This is a genomic window from Alistipes sp. (assembly GCF_048465575.1).
In the GTDB taxonomy this organism is placed as follows: domain Bacteria; phylum Bacteroidota; class Bacteroidia; order Bacteroidales; family Rikenellaceae; genus Alistipes.
Map to the genome: position 1 here is coordinate 22,713 of NZ_DBFWLG010000002.1, position 15,778 is coordinate 38,490.

18 protein-coding genes and 1 tRNA gene are annotated in these 15,778 nt (G+C 61.3%); 8 read left to right on the forward strand and 11 right to left on the reverse strand.

Annotated elements, in window-relative coordinates:
- The first annotated feature begins 104 nt into the window (after positions 1-104).
- From ACMQ11_RS00125 to ACMQ11_RS00135, 3 genes are all read left to right on the forward strand, one after another.
- Positions 105-180: transfer RNA gene (locus ACMQ11_RS00125), tRNA-Met, on the forward strand.
- Positions 181-359: 179 nt separating this feature from the next.
- A complete protein-coding gene (locus tag ACMQ11_RS00130; protein WP_418990623.1) occupies positions 360-893 on the forward strand; it encodes a hypothetical protein in 534 nt (177 codons plus the stop codon).
- A 118-nt stretch (positions 894-1,011) separates the two neighbouring features.
- Entirely contained in the window at positions 1,012-1,200 is a 189-nt protein-coding gene (locus ACMQ11_RS00135; protein ID WP_418990624.1) for a hypothetical protein, read from the forward strand.
- Between the two features lie 254 nt (positions 1,201-1,454).
- On the opposite strand, the gene ACMQ11_RS00140 is transcribed toward ACMQ11_RS00135, so the two are convergent.
- On the reverse strand, positions 1,455-3,494 hold the full coding sequence (locus ACMQ11_RS00140; RefSeq protein WP_418990625.1) for a protein-disulfide reductase DsbD family protein: 2,040 nt from the start codon (positions 3,492-3,494) through the stop codon (positions 1,455-1,457).
- 67 nt (positions 3,495-3,561) lie between these two features.
- Between ACMQ11_RS00140 and ACMQ11_RS00145 the strand changes: the two genes are divergently transcribed.
- On the forward strand, positions 3,562-4,473 hold the full coding sequence (locus ACMQ11_RS00145) for a glycosyltransferase family 2 protein (RefSeq protein WP_418990626.1): 912 nt from the start codon (positions 3,562-3,564) through the stop codon (positions 4,471-4,473).
- A 161-nt stretch (positions 4,474-4,634) separates the two neighbouring features.
- Here the strand turns inward: ACMQ11_RS00145 and ACMQ11_RS00150 are convergent, their stop codons facing one another.
- The 7 genes from ACMQ11_RS00150 to ACMQ11_RS00180 form a co-directional block, all read right to left on the reverse strand.
- The gene (locus tag ACMQ11_RS00150; protein WP_418990627.1) at positions 4,635-5,636 is read right to left on the reverse strand and encodes an adenosine kinase; all 1,002 of its coding nucleotides are present in this window, start codon (positions 5,634-5,636) and stop codon (positions 4,635-4,637) included.
- Between the two features lie 28 nt (positions 5,637-5,664).
- The gene (pfkA, locus tag ACMQ11_RS00155) at positions 5,665-6,645 is read right to left on the reverse strand and encodes a 6-phosphofructokinase (RefSeq protein WP_418990628.1); all 981 of its coding nucleotides are present in this window, start codon (positions 6,643-6,645) and stop codon (positions 5,665-5,667) included.
- Between the two features lie 172 nt (positions 6,646-6,817).
- A complete protein-coding gene (locus ACMQ11_RS00160) occupies positions 6,818-8,131 on the reverse strand; it encodes a PspC domain-containing protein (protein WP_418990629.1) in 1,314 nt (437 codons plus the stop codon).
- A gap of 16 nt (positions 8,132-8,147) precedes the next feature.
- Positions 8,148-9,002: a GIN domain-containing protein gene (locus tag ACMQ11_RS00165; RefSeq protein ID WP_418990630.1), complete on the reverse strand. Its 855-nt coding sequence runs from the start codon at positions 9,000-9,002 to the stop codon at positions 8,148-8,150.
- A gap of 19 nt (positions 9,003-9,021) precedes the next feature.
- Positions 9,022-9,360 (reverse strand): PadR family transcriptional regulator, encoded by a 339-nt coding sequence (locus ACMQ11_RS00170; protein WP_418990631.1) that lies wholly within the window; start codon positions 9,358-9,360, stop codon positions 9,022-9,024.
- A gap of 4 nt (positions 9,361-9,364) precedes the next feature.
- Positions 9,365-9,574 carry a PspC domain-containing protein gene (locus tag ACMQ11_RS00175; RefSeq protein WP_418990632.1) on the reverse strand — a complete coding sequence of 70 codons (210 nt, stop codon included), beginning with the start codon at positions 9,572-9,574 and terminating at the stop codon, positions 9,365-9,367.
- A gap of 4 nt (positions 9,575-9,578) precedes the next feature.
- Positions 9,579-10,088, reverse strand: coding sequence for a PspC domain-containing protein (locus ACMQ11_RS00180; protein ID WP_418990633.1), 510 nt, complete (start codon positions 10,086-10,088; stop codon positions 9,579-9,581).
- Positions 10,089-10,289: 201 nt separating this feature from the next.
- Here ACMQ11_RS00180 and ACMQ11_RS00185 point away from each other — a divergent pair, with 201 nt between their 5' ends.
- The 4 genes from ACMQ11_RS00185 to ACMQ11_RS00200 are packed head-to-tail and all read left to right on the forward strand — an operon-like array spanning position 10,290 to position 12,600.
- Positions 10,290-10,808, forward strand: a complete 519-nt coding sequence (locus tag ACMQ11_RS00185; RefSeq protein WP_418990634.1) for an RNA polymerase sigma factor — start codon at positions 10,290-10,292, stop codon at positions 10,806-10,808.
- Entirely contained in the window at positions 10,783-11,220 is a 438-nt protein-coding gene (locus ACMQ11_RS00190; protein WP_418990635.1) for a hypothetical protein, read from the forward strand. Before ACMQ11_RS00185 ends, ACMQ11_RS00190 begins: the two co-directional genes overlap by 26 nt.
- Before the next feature lie 2 nt (positions 11,221-11,222).
- Complete coding sequence (locus ACMQ11_RS00195) at positions 11,223-12,113, forward strand: hypothetical protein (RefSeq protein WP_418990636.1); 891 nt, start codon at positions 11,223-11,225, stop codon at positions 12,111-12,113.
- Positions 12,114-12,123: 10 nt separating this feature from the next.
- Complete coding sequence (locus tag ACMQ11_RS00200) at positions 12,124-12,600, forward strand: DUF4252 domain-containing protein (RefSeq protein WP_418990637.1); 477 nt, start codon at positions 12,124-12,126, stop codon at positions 12,598-12,600.
- A gap of 259 nt (positions 12,601-12,859) precedes the next feature.
- On the opposite strand, the gene ACMQ11_RS00205 is transcribed toward ACMQ11_RS00200, so the two are convergent.
- The 3 genes from ACMQ11_RS00205 to ACMQ11_RS00215 are packed head-to-tail and all read right to left on the reverse strand — an operon-like array spanning position 12,860 to position 15,760.
- Entirely contained in the window at positions 12,860-13,009 is a 150-nt protein-coding gene (locus ACMQ11_RS00205) for a hypothetical protein (protein ID WP_418990638.1), read from the reverse strand.
- Positions 13,010-13,030: 21 nt separating this feature from the next.
- Positions 13,031-13,774 carry a succinate dehydrogenase/fumarate reductase iron-sulfur subunit gene (locus ACMQ11_RS00210; RefSeq protein WP_418990639.1) on the reverse strand — a complete coding sequence of 248 codons (744 nt, stop codon included), beginning with the start codon at positions 13,772-13,774 and terminating at the stop codon, positions 13,031-13,033.
- Between the two features lie 39 nt (positions 13,775-13,813).
- Positions 13,814-15,760 (reverse strand): fumarate reductase/succinate dehydrogenase flavoprotein subunit, encoded by a 1,947-nt coding sequence (locus ACMQ11_RS00215; RefSeq protein WP_418990640.1) that lies wholly within the window; start codon positions 15,758-15,760, stop codon positions 13,814-13,816.
- Positions 15,761-15,778: the final 18 nt, after the last annotated feature.

Genomic DNA, 15,778 nt, shown 5'->3' on the forward strand with positions numbered 1-15,778 from the left:
AGCTGCCAGGAGCCGAAAAGAGGCCTATTTTTATTTGGCGTTTTCGGAATTTTGTATTATCTTTGCACACGCAAAAGCGATAGATCGAGTATCTGAAGATATATCGCGGGATGGAGCAGTTGGCAGCTCGTCGGGCTCATAACCCGAAGGTCGGAGGTTCGAGTCCTCCTCCCGCTACCAAAGGTTGGGGCTTACCAAGAGGTAAAGTCCCAATCTTTTTTTGCATGGGGGAGTTTCGTTCTCCGCTTGCAGATGCAAATTTTGTTGCCGGATGAATCATGTTCGTACCGAATAAGGATATTCTGGTTAAATTTTACTACATTTGCATCAGTTGCTTGTTTAACCGAAATTGAAAAACGATGCATAAAAAATTCGAATTGCAGTATATCTCGAAAGCTGTCGACTGGCTGATATTTAACTCGGTGGTCAAGACCCGGGCCGAACTGGCCAAGAAGATGGGGTACAATCCGTCGACGTTTTCGCAGATCATGGAGGGAAAAGTCGGTGTGACGGAGCGCTTCATCCTCAAACTCCAGGAGATCGACAACCGGCTCAACCCCGCATGGCTGCGAACGGGCGAGGGCAGGATGCTGCAAAATGAGGATAAGGGTCAGAGTTTGCCACTCGAAAACGAATTCCAGCGCTCGATCATCCGTGCCATTTCGGCGGTCGAAAAGATCGCCGACTCGAACCGCATTCTGGCCGAATCGAACCACGATTTGACAACCACGAACAGGATACTGGCCAGTTCGAACACCGAGCTCGTACAGAAGCTGGCCGAACTGATCGATGAACTGCACGGCAAACGGACGGCACTCTACGCTTCTGCGTCCGATCCGCTCGGGCAGTCGGCTTCGGATGTGGAGGCGCCCTACGATCCCAAAAACGAATAACGAGGCCGGACGCGACTGTTCGGTCTCATTTCATTCGCGGCCGAAAGTGACTTTTGAGGGCGGTGCATCCCGGCGCATAATTTGCAGGGTGGAGAGGTACACGTAAAATTCGGAAGCTATGAACGAGAACAAAGACACCACCTGCACGCCCTGCGAGCGTGATTTCGAACACAAGGTCGACGAACTGGTCCGCGAGGGGCAGGCGCCCTCGCACGAGGAGCGCGAGCAAAAGGAGAAAGAGGTCCGCGATGCTTTCTCGGAACACGGCAAAACGCACGACAGCGAGCGCGACAAAATGCCGGAATAGCCGTTCCGCACACTATTCCGCGACAGCAGGCACTCAGCCATGGAATCCAGCGCAACTAAGCCTAAGGGCTGTCCGTAGGTCTGTTCGCCGTAAAGGTCTCGACGTAACGGAAGCCATGCGCAACCAAGTCTCGCTTCCAGCGCCGACCTTGCCTGGCAAAGGGTTGTGCGCAAGCATTCCAAAAACGCAATTCTGCCGGCAAACAAGAAGCGGGTGCCCCGTTAAGGGCACCCGCTTTGCTTTCAGCCGCAGGGCTACTGCTGCTCCCGGTAGGCGGCCACGCCGCTTTTGAGGAACGCGATGAACCCCTCGACCGAGAGGTCGTAGCCGCGGGGAGGCACGAGCGTCTTGCCGTCGCGGCCCTGGATGACGTAGTAGGGCTGGGCATTGACGCCGTAGGTGGTCAGCGCGTAGTGGGAGTTGATTTTGCCCAGGCTCTTGAGGACCTTGCCGCTTTCGGTGGTCACCCATTCGCTCTCGGGCAGCACTTTCTTGTCGTCGGAGTAGAGCGCCACAATCACGTAGTCGTTGCGCAGGATCTGAAGCACCTGGGGGTCGGACCACACGCGGGACTCCATCTCGCGGCAGTTGACGCAGCCGTGGCCCGTGAAATCGATGAACAGCGGCTTGTTGACCTGTGCGGCATACGCTTCGGCTTCCTTGAGATCGAAGAAGCCTTCGAGCCCGTGGGGCAGGTGGAGAAAATCGCTGTGCTTGGGCCGCCGTCCCTCGACGGTCGTAAGTCCTTGTGCGGCAGGTCCCGTTGTGACCGAGCCGCCTCCCTGGCCGAGCACGAAATCCTGCGACGTGAGCGGAGGCAGGTAGCCCGAAAGCCCCTTGAGCGGTGCGCCCCACATGCCCGGGAGCAGGTAGACGACGAACGTGAAGACGATGATCGAGAGGGCCAGGCGGCCGACGTTCAGGTGAGGCCTCTCGTCGTCGTGCGCGAAGCGGATCTTGCCCAGCAGGTAGAGACCCAGCAGCGAGAAAGTAACGATCCAGATCGCCAGGTAAATTTCGCGGTCGAGCAGTCCCCAGTGGTAGGTCTGGTCGGCGACCGAGAGGAATTTGAAGCCGAGGGCGACCTCGATGAAGCCGAGCACGACCTTGACGGAGTTGAGCCAGCCGCCGCTCTTGGGCATTTTCTTCAGCACCGAGGGGAAGAATGCGAAGAGGGTGAAAGGCAGGGCGAACGCGATGGAGAAAGCGAGCATGGTGATGATCGGGGTCCAGAACTCGCCCGAGGTCGACTTGATCAGCACCGAGCCGACGATCGGTCCCGTGCAGGAGAACGAGACGAGCACGAGCGTCAGGGCCATGAAGAAAATGCCGGCCAGCCCCTTGGAGTCGGCTTTCGAGTCGGTTTTGTTGACCATCCACGAGGGCATCGTGATCTCGAACGCACCGAAGAACGAAGCGGCGAAGATCATGAAAACCAGGAAGAAAATAATGTTCGGGAGCCAGTGCGTGGCCAGCCAGTTGAAGATGTCGGCCGTCACGGCGTCGCCGCCTACGAATCGGGTGATGAGGATGATCGCGGCGATCGGAAGCGTGTAGAGGGCCACGATGAAGAAGCCGTACATGCCGGCGCGGAAGCGGCCCATCGCGGGGCTGCCCGAGCCTTTCATGAAGAACGAAACGGTCATCGGGACCATCGGGAAGACGCAGGGGGTCAGCAGCGCAGCGAAGCCCCAGAGGATCGCTTCGATGATCAGGGCCCACAACGAGCCGCCGCCTGCGGCGTCTTTCTGCGCGGGTGCGGCCGGTTTGACGGCTGCCGGGGCTGCGGGAACCGCCTCCGGGGTCTGCTCTCCGGAAGCGGGCGCTGCGGCGGTCGCATCTCCGCCGACGGTAATCGTCAGGGAGGTGTCGTCGGGAGGCATGCAACTCTTGTCGTCGCAGATCATCCACTCGATTTGGGCCTCCAGGGTGGCCTGCGGGGCTGTAAGCGTCACTTTCTGGGCGAAGCGCGCCGTGCCCGAGAACGTGCCGATCTCCATGTTGAACATCTTTTCGAAATAGCGTTTGGGCTTCGAAAGCTGCTCCACGCCGCCATCGAGCGCAAGACCCTGTGCGGGGGTGAACGTGATGGTCGTGGCGTTCGGACCGCCCTGGTAGGGCCCCATGTCGTACATGTGGTAGGGCGCCGGAATCGAGGCTTCGAGCACGACCCGGTAGGTGTCGCCTTCGAGGTGCTGGACCGAACTCTTCCAGCGGACGGTCTGCCCCGTGGCCGCTACCGAGACGAAGAGTGCCGCAAGCAGTACGGTGAGGATGCGAAAGGTTTTGTGCATAGTGGTAATGGCTTTACATTTTGGGCAAATATACAAATATTTGCGGATAAATTGCTACATTCGCACGATGATTCGAATTTCGCTCGTAATCCCCACCCACAACCGTTCGGCGCAGCTCATCGCGGCACTGGAGTCGGTCGTGCGGCAGACGCTGCCGCCGGCTGCGTGGGAGTGCGTGGTGGTGGACAACCGCTCGACGGACGACACGCAGCAGCGGTTCGCCCGGTTCGCGGCTGCGCATCCGGGTTTCGACCTGCGGCTGGTGTACGAACCGCAGGCGGGCGTCTCGTATGCCCGCAACCGGGGGATCGCCGAGGCGCGCGCATCGGTGGTGGCCTGCATCGACGACGACGAGCGGATCGACGCGGATTTCCTCGCGGCCTATGCCGACTTTTTCGATGCCCATCCCGAGACCGCGGTGGCCGGAGGACCGATCATCGCCCAGTACGTCTCGGGTCGTCCCGCATGGCTCTCGAAATACACCGAGATGCCGATCGCCAATCCGATGGATTTCGGCCTGCGGGTGCGTCCGTTTCCCCGCGGACGGGTTCCCGGCGGGGGCAATATGGCGTTCCGGCGCGCTGTGGCGTTGCAGTATGGCTGCTTCGACCCGTCGCTCGGGCGCGTAGGCCGCCAGTTGATCGGCGGCGAGGAGAACGACTTTTTCGAGCGGCTGCTTCGGGGCGGTCAGACCATCTGGTATGTGCCCGGGGCCGTGATGCGGCACATCATCCCGCCCGAAAAACTGACCGAAGCCTATTTCCGGCGGCTCTGCTACAACGTAGGCGTGAGCCAGCGTGTGCGCGCACACATTCACCATCGGATGCTGAAAACCCGAATCCTGGAGTTGGCCAAGTGGGTGGCCACGCTGCTGCTCGCGCTGACCATGCCTCCCCGCAAATCGCTGTGGCTTGTGAGGATGCGGCGCGAAATCAGCCGGGGGCTGTTCGAGGGGGGGGGATTAAGAATTAAGAATTAAAAATTAAGAATTAAAAATTAAGAATGAGAATTAAGAATTCATTGCTGTTATTCAGAACGCTCTCTTTTTATCGTACTTTGGAACGGAACGGATCGAGCCCGATCATTTAATCGGAAATTTCCGAGCGTCCGGTCAGAATGACCAAATTCTTAATTCTTAATTTAAAAGAGGTATTTTTCGTTCTTGACTTTGCTGACCAGCCGGTGTATGTCGGCCCAGGCCTCCTGACTGAATGTCGTGCCGACCACCTCGATCACCTTGCCGGCCGTGATGGCCCCGATGGTGCCGCACTGCCGGAGCGAGAGCCCGTCGCACAGCCCCGAGAGGAATCCCGCGGCGTAGAAATCGCCGGCGCCCGTGGTGTCCACGCGCTTGGCGGCGGCCATGATGCCCACGTGGACGACCTCGTCGCCCTGCTTGATGAGCGCCCCCTTGATGCCGATCTTCACCACGGCCAGTTCGGCCATCTCCGAGATCGCCTGCAAGGCGTTGAGCGGCTCCGCCTCGCAGGTGAACGTCTTGGCTTCGTCCTCGTTGGCGAATACGATGTCGACGTGGTTGCGGACCAGCGAGCGCAGAAACTCCAGGTTCTCGGCCACGATGTTGAAGCTGGCCAGGTCGATGGCCACTTTCAGGCCGCACTCCTTGGCCGTGCGCGCCGCCTTTTCGATCAGGGAGTGGTTCTGGACCAGATACCCCTCGACATAGAGGCAGTCGTACCCCTCATAGATCGCCGGTTCTATCTCTTCGGCCGAGAGTTCGAGCGCCGCACCGAGGTGGGTGACCATCGTGCGCTCGCCGTCGGGCGAGATGAGCGAAACGCACTTTCCCGAGCGCTCCGTGCCGCGGAAGATCACGGGCTCGACGCCGAGGTTGTCGAGCGCCTGCACGAAGAAATCGCCCGTGGTGTCGCGTCCGACCTTACCGATGAATCCCACGCGGCAGCCCAGCTGCGCCATGGCGCGGATGGTATTGCCCGCCGAGCCGCCCAGCGAGAGCGAATAGGGCAGTCCGGCCACGGATTTCGAGATTTCGGTTTGCAGGGTGGTGTCCACCAGGCTCATCGAGCCCTTGGCCAGTTTGAACCGCCCCAGCACGGAGTCGGTTTTGAGGTTGACCAGCATGTCCGTGAGGGCATTGCCGATGCCGATGACGCGTTTCATACGCTGCGGGTTAGTGTGTCTGGATTCGTTATATCGAGAGGATTTTCACCAGCTCGAGGTCGTTGCGGTCGATGCCCTTGTTGTGTTTTACGGCCTTGGCAAAGGGGACGTAGACGATCTTGCCGTTCTCGGTGCCGATCATCACGTTGCGCTGGCCGTCGAGGATGGCCTCGATGGCCGCCTCGCCCATGCGCGAGGCCAGGATGCGGTCCACGGCCGTGGGCGAACCGCCGCGCTGGATGTGGCCCAGGATCGTCACGCGGGCGTCGTACTGCGGAAACTCCTCCTTGACGCGTTGGGCCAGCGCCGTGGCGCCTCCCGTATTGGGATTCTCGGCCACGATGACGATCGCCGAGTTCTTGCTCTTGCGGAATCCGTGGTTGATCAGTTCGGCCAGCTGGTCCACCTCAGTGTCCATCTCGGGGATGATCGCTGCCTCGGAGCCCGTGGCCAGGGCGCTGTTCAGCGCCAGGTAGCCCGCCGTGTGGCCCATTACCTCGACGAAGAAGAGCCGCTCGTGGCTCGAGGCCGTGTCGCGCAGTTTGTCCACCGCGTCCATGATGGTGTTCAGCGCCGTGTCGAAACCGATCGTGGAGTCGGTGCCGCCCAGGTCGTTGTCGATGGTGCCCGGAAGCCCCACGATCGGGACGTTGTACTCCTGGGCGAAGATGCCCGCACCCGTAAGCGAGCCGTCGCCGCCGATGACCACCAGGGCGTCGATACCCGCAGCCGACATGTTCTCGTAAGCCGTCCGGCGCCCCTCGGCGGTGGTGAACTCCTTGCAGCGGGCCGTCTTGAGGATGGTGCCGCCCAGCTGGATGATGTTGCTCACGCTCTGCGATTTGAACTCGACGATCTCGTTGAACACCAGGCCCTTGAAACCGCGCATGATGCCCTTGACGGCAAAGCCGTTATAGATTGCGCTGCGGGTGACCGCACGGATTGCGGCATTCATGCCGGGGGCGTCGCCTCCGGAGGTCAGAATGCCGATGCACTTGATTGCTGCCATACTCACATTTGTTTGAGAAAACAAAACCGCCCAAAGGTACGAAAACAATTCAACAATAAAAAATCGTGTGCCCTCGAATCCGCCCCGGGCGGGCGGACCCAAAGTCGCAAATCGGGTTCCAAACAGCGAAGCGGACCCCGAAGAGTCCGCTCCCGCAACTGTGAATGCGTGTTTAACGGCCAACCGTGTCCGCCTGACGAAGCCCGAACGCGATTTCGCTGCGTTCGCCGTCGGCTCGTACGGTGAGTTTCTTGTCGGGAGTGACCAGCTGCATCTCGCCCCGCTCCTTGTTGACGATGACCTCCACGTTTCTGGACGGAACGCTTATGTGGAGTATCTTGCGCCCCTCCTGGATGATGCTTTCGTCGTCGTGCTGCTCCAGTACGCGGTTCAGCGTGGTCGTGTCGCCGTCGATCACGACCTGGCTTTCGAGCAGCTGCTCGACGACGGCCCGTTTGCTGCGGAACTTGTCGCCCGTGTTCTCGCGGATGGCGACGACCGAGCAGGCGATGATCGAGGCCAGCCACACGAGGAAGATGGCCAGCACGGTCTTGCCGCCCGGCTTGCGCGAGGCGATCAGGCACATCAGCACGTAGATCAACAGGATCACGGGGATCAGCGCCACCACGATGCCCAGGCTGGCGAGCCAGATCGACACCGTATTGCCGAAGATGTCGGGCAGGAATCCCTCGCCCCCGACGATCAGGGCGAAGAGCCCGATAATCAGGGCGCAGGCTGCCATGATAAGTCCGAAGACCAAGAGACCCGCCACGATCTTCATCACGATCAGCACCACCTTTCCCACGGCCGATACGGCCTCGGCGACGATGGGCCTGGCCCGGTCGTCGGGGGCGGAAGCGGCCGCAGGGGAGGCTGCCGCCGCAGCGGTCGTGTCGCGGATCGACTGCTCGGTGATGCGCTCGCCGTTCATTTCGAGTTTCTGCCGCGCGGTACGGGCCGCGGGCACGGCGAACCACATGATCAGGTAGCAGATCACGAAGATGCCGAACAGGTTGCCCATCATGGCGGGCGCCCAGTAGAGGAAAGGAAGCCAGCCCAGACACGTCAGGACAATCGGCAGAAACATGGCCAGCCGTATCCAGACCGGATCGACCTCGAAATAGCGGCCGATGCCGGCGCAGACGCCGCCCAGCTTGGCGTTCTCCAGGTCGCGGTAGAGGCGGCGCGGAATGCGGGGCGAGGCGCTTCTGAGGTCGCTGTCGGTGCTTTCCGATATGTCCTCGACGCTGCCCATCTGGGCGATGATGTGGTCGATGAGCGGCTTCTCGACCACGCGGGCGTTGTCCTGCGTCGTGAGAATGAGTTCGGCGATGCGGGCCTCGATGTCGGCGACGATCTCGGCGCCGCCGGGGGTCTCCCGGTAGGTCTTTTTGAGACTTTCCAGGTAGGCTTCGAGGGTTGCATACGCATCGGTGTCCAGCGTGAACGCCACCCCCGAAATGCTGCATTTTTTGATTTCGTTCATCGTTTCGCGGCTCGGGTTAATCCTTTTTGATGCTGCCGCCGCTCGACTTGTTCGCCGTGACGCGGCAGTCGCCCGAGTAGCGGATCGAGGAGCCGCTCGAGGCCGAGGCTTTCAGTTCGCCGCTGCAATCCAGCCTGACGGCGGCGGCGCTCGACGTGTCGACGCTGGCGTTGACGGCCGTAAATTCGGCCGCATCGAGCTTCGCGGCGGAGCTCAGATCGGCTTTCAAGCTCTGGGCCGAGCCGCTCAGGTCGATATTCGAGGCGCTGGACTGGTCGACCGAGCAGATGCTGGCGGTGACCGCAGCCTTTATTTTCGCGGCGCTGGAGCTCTCCAGCGAGCAGGAGGTGGCCGTGACGGTGGCCGCGATGCGGGAGGCGCTCGACGCTTCCATCGAACAGCTGGTGGCTTCGACGGAGGCCTCGACGGCAGCGGCGCTCGAGGTTTCGATTGCGAACTTGTCGGCCTTGAGCGGCGTCTGCGCTACGATCTTCGCGGCGCTCGAGGCGTCGAGCGAACGGATCTTGCCGTTGGCCGGAACAGTGACGGTGATGTGCTGGTTGGCGATGCTCCGGGCTTTCTGGTTGTCGATCGTTACGACGAGGTTCCCTTTCCGGGCTTCGACGACCACCAGGTCGATCAGGTTGTCGTCGGCTTCGATACCGATCCTTTCGGTCTGGTCCGAGACGACGACTTTCACCCCGCGCGAAGCGTGGATGGCGTCGAAATCGGGGGCGGGGATGCTTTTTGTCACCAGGTTTCCGCTGCCTTTGATCTGTTTTCCGTTCAGGAAATTGCCTGCTACCGAGTAGAGGCATCCTGCGCCTGCGAGGACCGCCACGGCTGCGATGGCTATCAATACGTTTTTCATAACTTAAAAGTGTTAGGGGTTAATTTTCTGTTTTTCCGTGACGGATGAGTTGAATCTGACCGACCAGTTCGTCCCACGCCTGGTCGAGCGAACGGAGGTATTCGCGGCCCGTGTGGGTGAGCGAGTAGTACTTGCGGGGCGGTCCCTGCGGGGACTCTTCCCAGCGGTAGGTCAGAAGCCCTGCGTTCTTCTGCCGGGTGAGGATCGGGTAGAGCGTACCCTCGACGACGATCATCTCGGCCGCTTTGAGCTCGGCGATGATCTTCGGAGCATAGGAATCTTCGCGCGAAAGAATGGCGAGGATGCAGTACTCCAGAATGCCTTTGCGCATCTGCGCTTTTACGTTGTCTTCAGCCATCGTGTTATTCGGTTAACCGGCGGGGCGCCTTGGGGACGATCAGCCAGAGGATGATGTAGGCCCAGAGCGAGAGGCCGCCGAAGAGAATCAGTACCAGCGTGGCGATCCGGACCAGCGAGACGTCGAGTCCGAAGAATTCCGCCAGGCCGCCGCAGACGCCCGCCAGGATGCCGTCGCGCGTGCGGTAGAGTCGTTTGTTGTCGTTCGTAGCCATGTTGTTATCTGTGTTTGTCGTTTTTGAGGTTGAATTTCGGGGCCGGCGCCTCGGGAACGATGATCCAGAGAACGATGTAGACCCAGATCGAGAGGCCGCCGAAGAGGATCAGCAGCAACGTCAGCAGCCGCAGCAGGGTGGGGTCGGAACCGAAAAATTCGGCCAGACCGCCGCAGACACCGGCGATCGAACGATCGGTGCGCGAGCGGTAGAGTCTGCGCGACGGCTCCTCTTGCTGCGGCCGGGCGTCGCCCCGCCGGGTGCCGAAATCCGCAGGTACGCCCATCCGCATCATGGCGCTGTGTACCATATCGAGCGAAACGACCCGCATGGGCGATGAGACCCGTTCGCGCAGCATCTCGGCGATGCGGCGCTCGATGTCGCCCAGCGTCTCCGTGTCGTCCGCGGGCAGCCGGCTGGCGATGTCGTCGAGGTACCGTCTCAGTACGCCGCAGGCGTCGCGGTCGATGGTGAAGGCGACGGAGCCGATGTTTACCTGTACAGTCTCTTTCATGTTTGTCGAGGTGTTATGGAAAATGTACTATTTTGGTATTGCAAATATAATACGAATTTTAGTAGTATGCAATACAAAGTACTAAATTTTTGCGATTTTTTTTCATACCTATTATTATAGTGCACGGATTTTTGGAAAAATTGACGATCTTTCGCCCTCCGTATGTTGCGTTTTGCAGCCTTGCTTCGTCTTACAGTCAAAATGAAAGCGTCCCGATTCACCTCGCTCGTGCTTCCGCTCCGCGACCGCATGTTCCGCTATGCGCGGAGCCTCGTGCTTTCGCAGGCCGAAGCGGAGGATGCGGTCTGCGACCTGGTGGAGCGGCTGTGGCTGGAGCGGAGCAGGCTCGCATCGTGCCGCAACGTGGAGGCTTTCGTCATGACGGCCGTGCGCAACCGCTGTTACGATCTGTTGCGGCAGCGCCGGGCCGAAGAGCGGCGCAAGAAGGCCGTCTCAAGCTGGTCGGAGCGTTCGGCAGCGGGCGATGCCGAGGGTTGGGAGACGCGCGAACTGGTACGCCGGGCAATGGCGTCGCTGCCCGACAAGCAGCGGGAGGTGCTCCACCTGAAAGAGATCGAGGGGTATCCGACCGGCGAAATCGCGGCGATGATCGGGTGCAGCGAGGCGCAGGTGCGCACGATCCTCTCGCGGGCCCGGGGAGCGCTTAGGGAGATACTGAAAAAAATGATGGATGATGAATGCAGAACAAGAGCGGATTGAGAACTTCGTCGAGCGCTATTTCGCGGGGCAGACGACGGAGGCCGAAGAGCGTGACCTGCGCGACCGGGTCCGCCGGGGCGCGCGGGTGCCGGCCGAGTTGGGGGTGCTTTTCGAAGGGCTCGATGCGCTGGCCCGGGAGACCATGCCGCCGGTACGTGTGGCCGGCATGCGGCGGATGGCGTTCTTGCGTATGGTACGTCCGCTCTTGGGCGTAGCTGCGGCGGCCGCGGTGATCGCGGGAGTGTTCCTCTGCACGGCGTGGCTGCGCAAGCCCTACTGCTATATCGACGGTGTGGCGGTCTACGACCGGGAGGCGGCCATCGAGACGACCCGCTATCTGGGGCAGTTGGCGGCGCTGGATGAACCTCGCCTGCTGCTCGACGAACTGATCGAAACAACCAAAACCGAATAGTTATGGACAGGAGATTGATTTTTACCGCTTTATTCTCGTTGCTCACCGTGCTTGCGTCGGCACGCACGGTCGATTCGCTCATGCACGCCGCTGCCGCCGGGCCGCAGGATTCGGTTGCGATCCGCACCGTGGACCGCTCGGCGGTCGACAGCCTGGCGCTGCTGGAGACGGTCGATTCGGAGCTGGTGGCCCTGCGCCGGGGTTCCGGCGGGGACGAGGTGATCCTGGAGGTGGCCGGGTTCGGCCTGACGCTGGGGCAGGCTTCGGGCGGGAACGGAAAGAAGATCCGCCCGCGGATGAGCGCACTGTTGTGCAACGGTCTCGAACTGGGATTCAATGCGCTGACAGGGCTCGATTATGCCGCCTATCCGGCCGCATCGGAGGGATTTCTGGACACACGCATCGGCAATTCGTTCCATTTCAGCCTCACGACCATCGGTCTGGCCGTCGAGATGGGCCGCAAACGGAATTTCGAATTCTCGACGGGTCTGCGCTACACGGTCGACAACTACCGGCTCACGGATGCGTCGGTCACGCTTGCCCGCCACGAGGGGATGATCGTCCCCGTGGTGCTGGACGAGCGGGCCGACAAGTCGAAACTCCGCATCACCTCGCTGGGATTTCCGTTGCAGTTCACCGTCGAGCCGGTTCGGCGGCTGCGGATCGCGCTGATCGGCTATTGCGATTTCACGCTCGGCAGCAACGCGATCTACAAAAGGCCGAAAGTCCGCGAAGCACTTTCGGGGGTGAACGTCTTTCGGTTCGGTCTGGGCGCGTCGGTGGCCTACCACCGGGTCGGATTATACATCCGCTACGGGGTGACCCCGCTTTTCAAAAGCGGCGAGGGACCCGTCTGCCGTCCGCTTTCGTTCGGAGTGAGCCTGTTCCTGTAAAAGTGCGGCCATGAAACGATTGATTCTGATTTTGCTGCTGACGCTCCCCTTTCTGGCGCGGGCGCAGGACGCTGCCAGTAAATTCTTCGACCGCTACACGGCGGCCGAGGGGTTCACCAGCGTGCAGCTCGAACGCAAGATGATGCGCATGATGAGCCGCCAGGCCGCCGAAAAGGGCGACGCGGGGCTGGCGCAGCTGCTCGACGGCATACAGTTTATCCGCATTGTGGCCGCGGACGGCGGCGATGCCCGGCAGTTCGTTGCCGATGCCGAGAAACTGGCTGCGGGGGACGGATTCCAGCTGATGCTGGCCGGAAGCGAAGCGGGGCAGACGACCCGTTTCTACCTCCGCGAGGCGGAGTTCAATGCTTATTCCGAGTTGCTGATGCTTACCTACGGGGCGAAAGAGACCGTGGTGGTCAATATCTACGGCAAGTTCGACCTGAGGCAGGTGGCGCGGCTCTCGACGATCCGGCCGCGGAAATAGAGCCGAAATGTGCGGTGTGTGCGCACACACCGCCTCTTTTTGGTGGGGCTTGTCTTATCCCGGTTCGAATTCGGGCGGGAGGTTGCGGGTCGGGTCAGCGGAAGATTCCTTACCTGCGGTTCGGAATGACAGGGCCCTGTTGCGCGAATGCGCGCAACGAAAGATGTCTCAATAGATGCGCAGGACGCCTGTCGCGCGCAACGAAAAAGAGCGGAAGCCATGGCTTCCGCTCTTTCGGTTCAGCGTCTTCCGCCGTCGCTTAGTCCTCGAACTTGGCCGAGAGGAATTCGCGGTTCAGGTGTGCCCACCCCTTTTCAAAGGGGTCGGGGGATTGTCTGTACGGATGCGCGGGGCGCATGTCGCGCGTTTCGTTCGAAAAAGCCTGCTCGATGTAGAGCAGGCTTTTCATTACCGATGCATTCCGGCGGCGTTAGTCCTCGAACTTGGCCGAGAGGAATTCGCGGTTCAGGCGTGCGATATGCGCGATGGAGATCTGTTTGGGGCATTCGGCCTGGCAGGCGCCCGTGTTGGTGCAGTTGCCGAAGCCCAGCTCGTCCATCTTGGCGACCATCGCCTTGGCGCGGCGGGCCCCCTCGACGCGGCCCTGCGGCAGCTTGGCCAGCGACGAGACGCGGGCGGCGACGAAGAGCATGGCCGAGCCGTTCTTGCACGTGGCGGCGCAGGCGCCGCAGCCGATGCAGGCGGCGGCGTCCATCGACTCCTCGGCGTCGGCCTGGGAGATCGGAATGGCGTTGGCGTCGGGCACCGAGTTGGTGCGCACGGAGATGAAACCTCCGGCCTGCATGATCTGGTCATAGGCCGTGCGGTTGACCACAAGGTCCTTGATGACGGGGAACGCCTCCGAGCGCCACGGTTCGATGGTGATCGTGGCGCCGTCGCGGAATTTGCGCATATAGATCTGGCAGGTCGTGGCGCCCTTGCCCGGACCGTGTGCCAGGCCGTCGATGTGCAGCGAGCACATGCCGCAGATGCCCTCGCGGCAGTCGTGGTCGAAAGCCACGGGCTCCTTGCCCTCGTGGATGAGGTTGTTGTTCAGGATGTCGAGCATTTCGAGGAACGAGGTGTCGGCCGAGATGTTCTCGACGCGGTAGGTCTCGAAAGCGCCCTGGGATTTAGCGTCTTTCTGACGCCATATCTTTAACGTGAAATTCATAATTCCAAATGGTAATTAAAGGGTTGATCGTCAGATTGCTTAGTCCTTGTAGTTGCGCTGCGCGGGGTGTACGAACTCGAAATCGAGCGGCTCTTTCGTCAGCTCCGGAGCCTCGTTCTCGCCCTTGTACTCCCAGACGGCAGCGTAGACGAACTGCTCGTCGTCGCGTTTGGCTTCGCCCTCCTCGGTCTGGTGCTCGACGCGGAAATGGCCGCCGCACGACTCCTCGCGGTTCAAGGCGTCGCGGGCCATCAGCTCGCCCAGTTCCAGGAAATCGGCCAGACGCAGCGCCTTTTCCAGTTCGACGTTGAAATCGTCCTCGCGGCCGACTACTTTCACGTCGCGCCAGAACTCTTTGCGGAGCGCCTGAATCTCGACGATCGCCTTTTCGAGCGACTCTTTCGAGCGGGCCATGCCCACGTTCTCCCACATGATGTGGCCCAGCTTCTTGTGGATGTCGTCCACCGACTGCTTGCCCTGGATCGAGAGGAGCTTCTCGATCTTGGCGCGGACCTCTTTCTCGGCTTCGGCGAATGCCGGGGTGTCGGTCTTGACTTTCGGGGCCTGAATCTTGCGCGCGAGGTAATCGCCGATGGTGTAGGGCAGCACGAAATAGCCGTCCGCCAGGCCCTGCATCAGGGCCGAAGCGCCGAGGCGGTTGGCGCCGTGGTCGGAGAAGTTGGCCTCGCCGATGGCGTACAGACCGGGAATGGTGGTCATCAGGTTGTAGTCGACCCAGATGCCGCCCATCGTGTAGTGTACGGCCGGGAAAATCTGCATCGGCTCCTCGTAGGGGCTGACGTCGGTGATCTCCTCGTACATGTCGAAGAGGTTGCCGTAGCGCTGGCGGATCACCTCCTTGCCCAGACGCGCGATGGCGGTCTTGAAATCGAGGTAGACCGCAAGACCCGTCTCGTTGACGCCGTAACCGGCGTCGCAGCGCTCCTTGGCGGCGCGCGAAGCCACGTCGCGCGGCACGAGGTTGCCGAATGCCGGGTAGCGGCGCTCGAGGTAGTAGTCGCGGTCCTCCTCGGCGATTTGCGAGGGACGGAGTTTGCCGGCGCGGATGGCCTGGACGTCTTCGATCTTCTTGGGAACCCAGATGCGGCCGTCGTTGCGCAGCGACTCGGACATGAGCGTCAGTTTCGACTGCTGGTCGCCGTGGACGGGAATGCACGTGGGGTGGATCTGCGTGAAGCAGGGGTTGGCGAAGCCGGCGCCCTTGCGGTAGCACTGGAACGCGGCCGAGCCGTTCGAAGCCATGGCGTTGGTCGAGAGGAAGAAGACGTTGCCGTAGCCGCCCGTGGCGATCACCACGGCGTGGGCGCCGAAGCGCTCGATCTGGCCCGTGACGAGGTTGCGGGCGATGATGCCGCGGGCCTCGCCCTCCTCGACCACCACGTCGAGCATCTCGTGGCGGGGGTAGCATTTGACCGAGCCGGCGGCGATCTCCTTGTTCAAAGCGGCATAGGCGCCCAGCAGGAGCTGCTGACCGGTCTGACCGCGGGCATAGAACGTACGCGACACCTGCGCGCCGCCGAACGAACGGTTGGCCAGGAGGCCGCCGTATTCGCGGGCGAAAGGCACGCCCTGACCGACGCACTGGTCGATGATGAGGTTGGCGACCTCGGCCAGCCGGTAGACGTTGGCCTCGCGGGCGCGGTAGTCGCCGCCCTTGATCGTGTCGTAGAAGAGCCGGTAGACCGAGTCGTTGTCGTTCTGGTAGTTCTTCGCCGCGTTGATACCGCCCTGCGCGGCGATCGAGTGGGCGCGGCGGGGCGAATCCTGGATGCAGAAAACCTTGACGTTGTAGCCCAGTTCACCGAGCGAAGCGGCTGCGGAGGCGCCTCCGAGACCTGTTCCGACGATGATGACGTCGAGTTTGCGCTTGTTGGCAGGGCTTACGACCTTGATCGCCGTCTTGTGGTTGCTCCATTTGCTGGCCAGGTCGCCGGCGGGAATCTTAGCATCTAATTTGAAAGCCATATTGTGTGTGATGTTTGT

Coding starts and splice junctions, on each gene's coding strand:
- ACMQ11_RS00185 (WP_418990634.1), top strand. CDS start 10,290: ATGAAAGCGTCCCGATTCACCTCGCTCGTGCTTCCGCTCCGCGACCGC.
- ACMQ11_RS00165 (WP_418990630.1), bottom strand. CDS start 9,002: ATGAAAAACGTATTGATAGCCATCGCAGCCGTGGCGGTCCTCGCAGGC.
- ACMQ11_RS00140 (WP_418990625.1), bottom strand. CDS start 3,494: ATGCACAAAACCTTTCGCATCCTCACCGTACTGCTTGCGGCACTCTTC.
- ACMQ11_RS00150 (WP_418990627.1), bottom strand. CDS start 5,636: ATGAAACGCGTCATCGGCATCGGCAATGCCCTCACGGACATGCTGGTC.
- ACMQ11_RS00190 (WP_418990635.1), top strand. CDS start 10,783: ATGAATGCAGAACAAGAGCGGATTGAGAACTTCGTCGAGCGCTATTTC.
- ACMQ11_RS00145 (WP_418990626.1), top strand. CDS start 3,562: ATGATTCGAATTTCGCTCGTAATCCCCACCCACAACCGTTCGGCGCAG.
- ACMQ11_RS00210 (WP_418990639.1), bottom strand. CDS start 13,774: ATGAATTTCACGTTAAAGATATGGCGTCAGAAAGACGCTAAATCCCAG.
- ACMQ11_RS00160 (WP_418990629.1), bottom strand. CDS start 8,131: ATGAACGAAATCAAAAAATGCAGCATTTCGGGGGTGGCGTTCACGCTG.
- ACMQ11_RS00215 (WP_418990640.1), bottom strand. CDS start 15,760: ATGGCTTTCAAATTAGATGCTAAGATTCCCGCCGGCGACCTGGCCAGC.
- ACMQ11_RS00195 (WP_418990636.1), top strand. CDS start 11,223: ATGGACAGGAGATTGATTTTTACCGCTTTATTCTCGTTGCTCACCGTG.
- ACMQ11_RS00175 (WP_418990632.1), bottom strand. CDS start 9,574: ATGGCTACGAACGACAACAAACGACTCTACCGCACGCGCGACGGCATC.
- ACMQ11_RS00180 (WP_418990633.1), bottom strand. CDS start 10,088: ATGAAAGAGACTGTACAGGTAAACATCGGCTCCGTCGCCTTCACCATC.
- pfkA (WP_418990628.1), bottom strand. CDS start 6,645: ATGGCAGCAATCAAGTGCATCGGCATTCTGACCTCCGGAGGCGACGCC.
- ACMQ11_RS00170 (WP_418990631.1), bottom strand. CDS start 9,360: ATGGCTGAAGACAACGTAAAAGCGCAGATGCGCAAAGGCATTCTGGAG.
- ACMQ11_RS00205 (WP_418990638.1), bottom strand. CDS start 13,009: ATGAAAAGCCTGCTCTACATCGAGCAGGCTTTTTCGAACGAAACGCGC.
- ACMQ11_RS00200 (WP_418990637.1), top strand. CDS start 12,124: ATGAAACGATTGATTCTGATTTTGCTGCTGACGCTCCCCTTTCTGGCG.
- ACMQ11_RS00130 (WP_418990623.1), top strand. CDS start 360: ATGCATAAAAAATTCGAATTGCAGTATATCTCGAAAGCTGTCGACTGG.
- ACMQ11_RS00135 (WP_418990624.1), top strand. CDS start 1,012: ATGAACGAGAACAAAGACACCACCTGCACGCCCTGCGAGCGTGATTTC.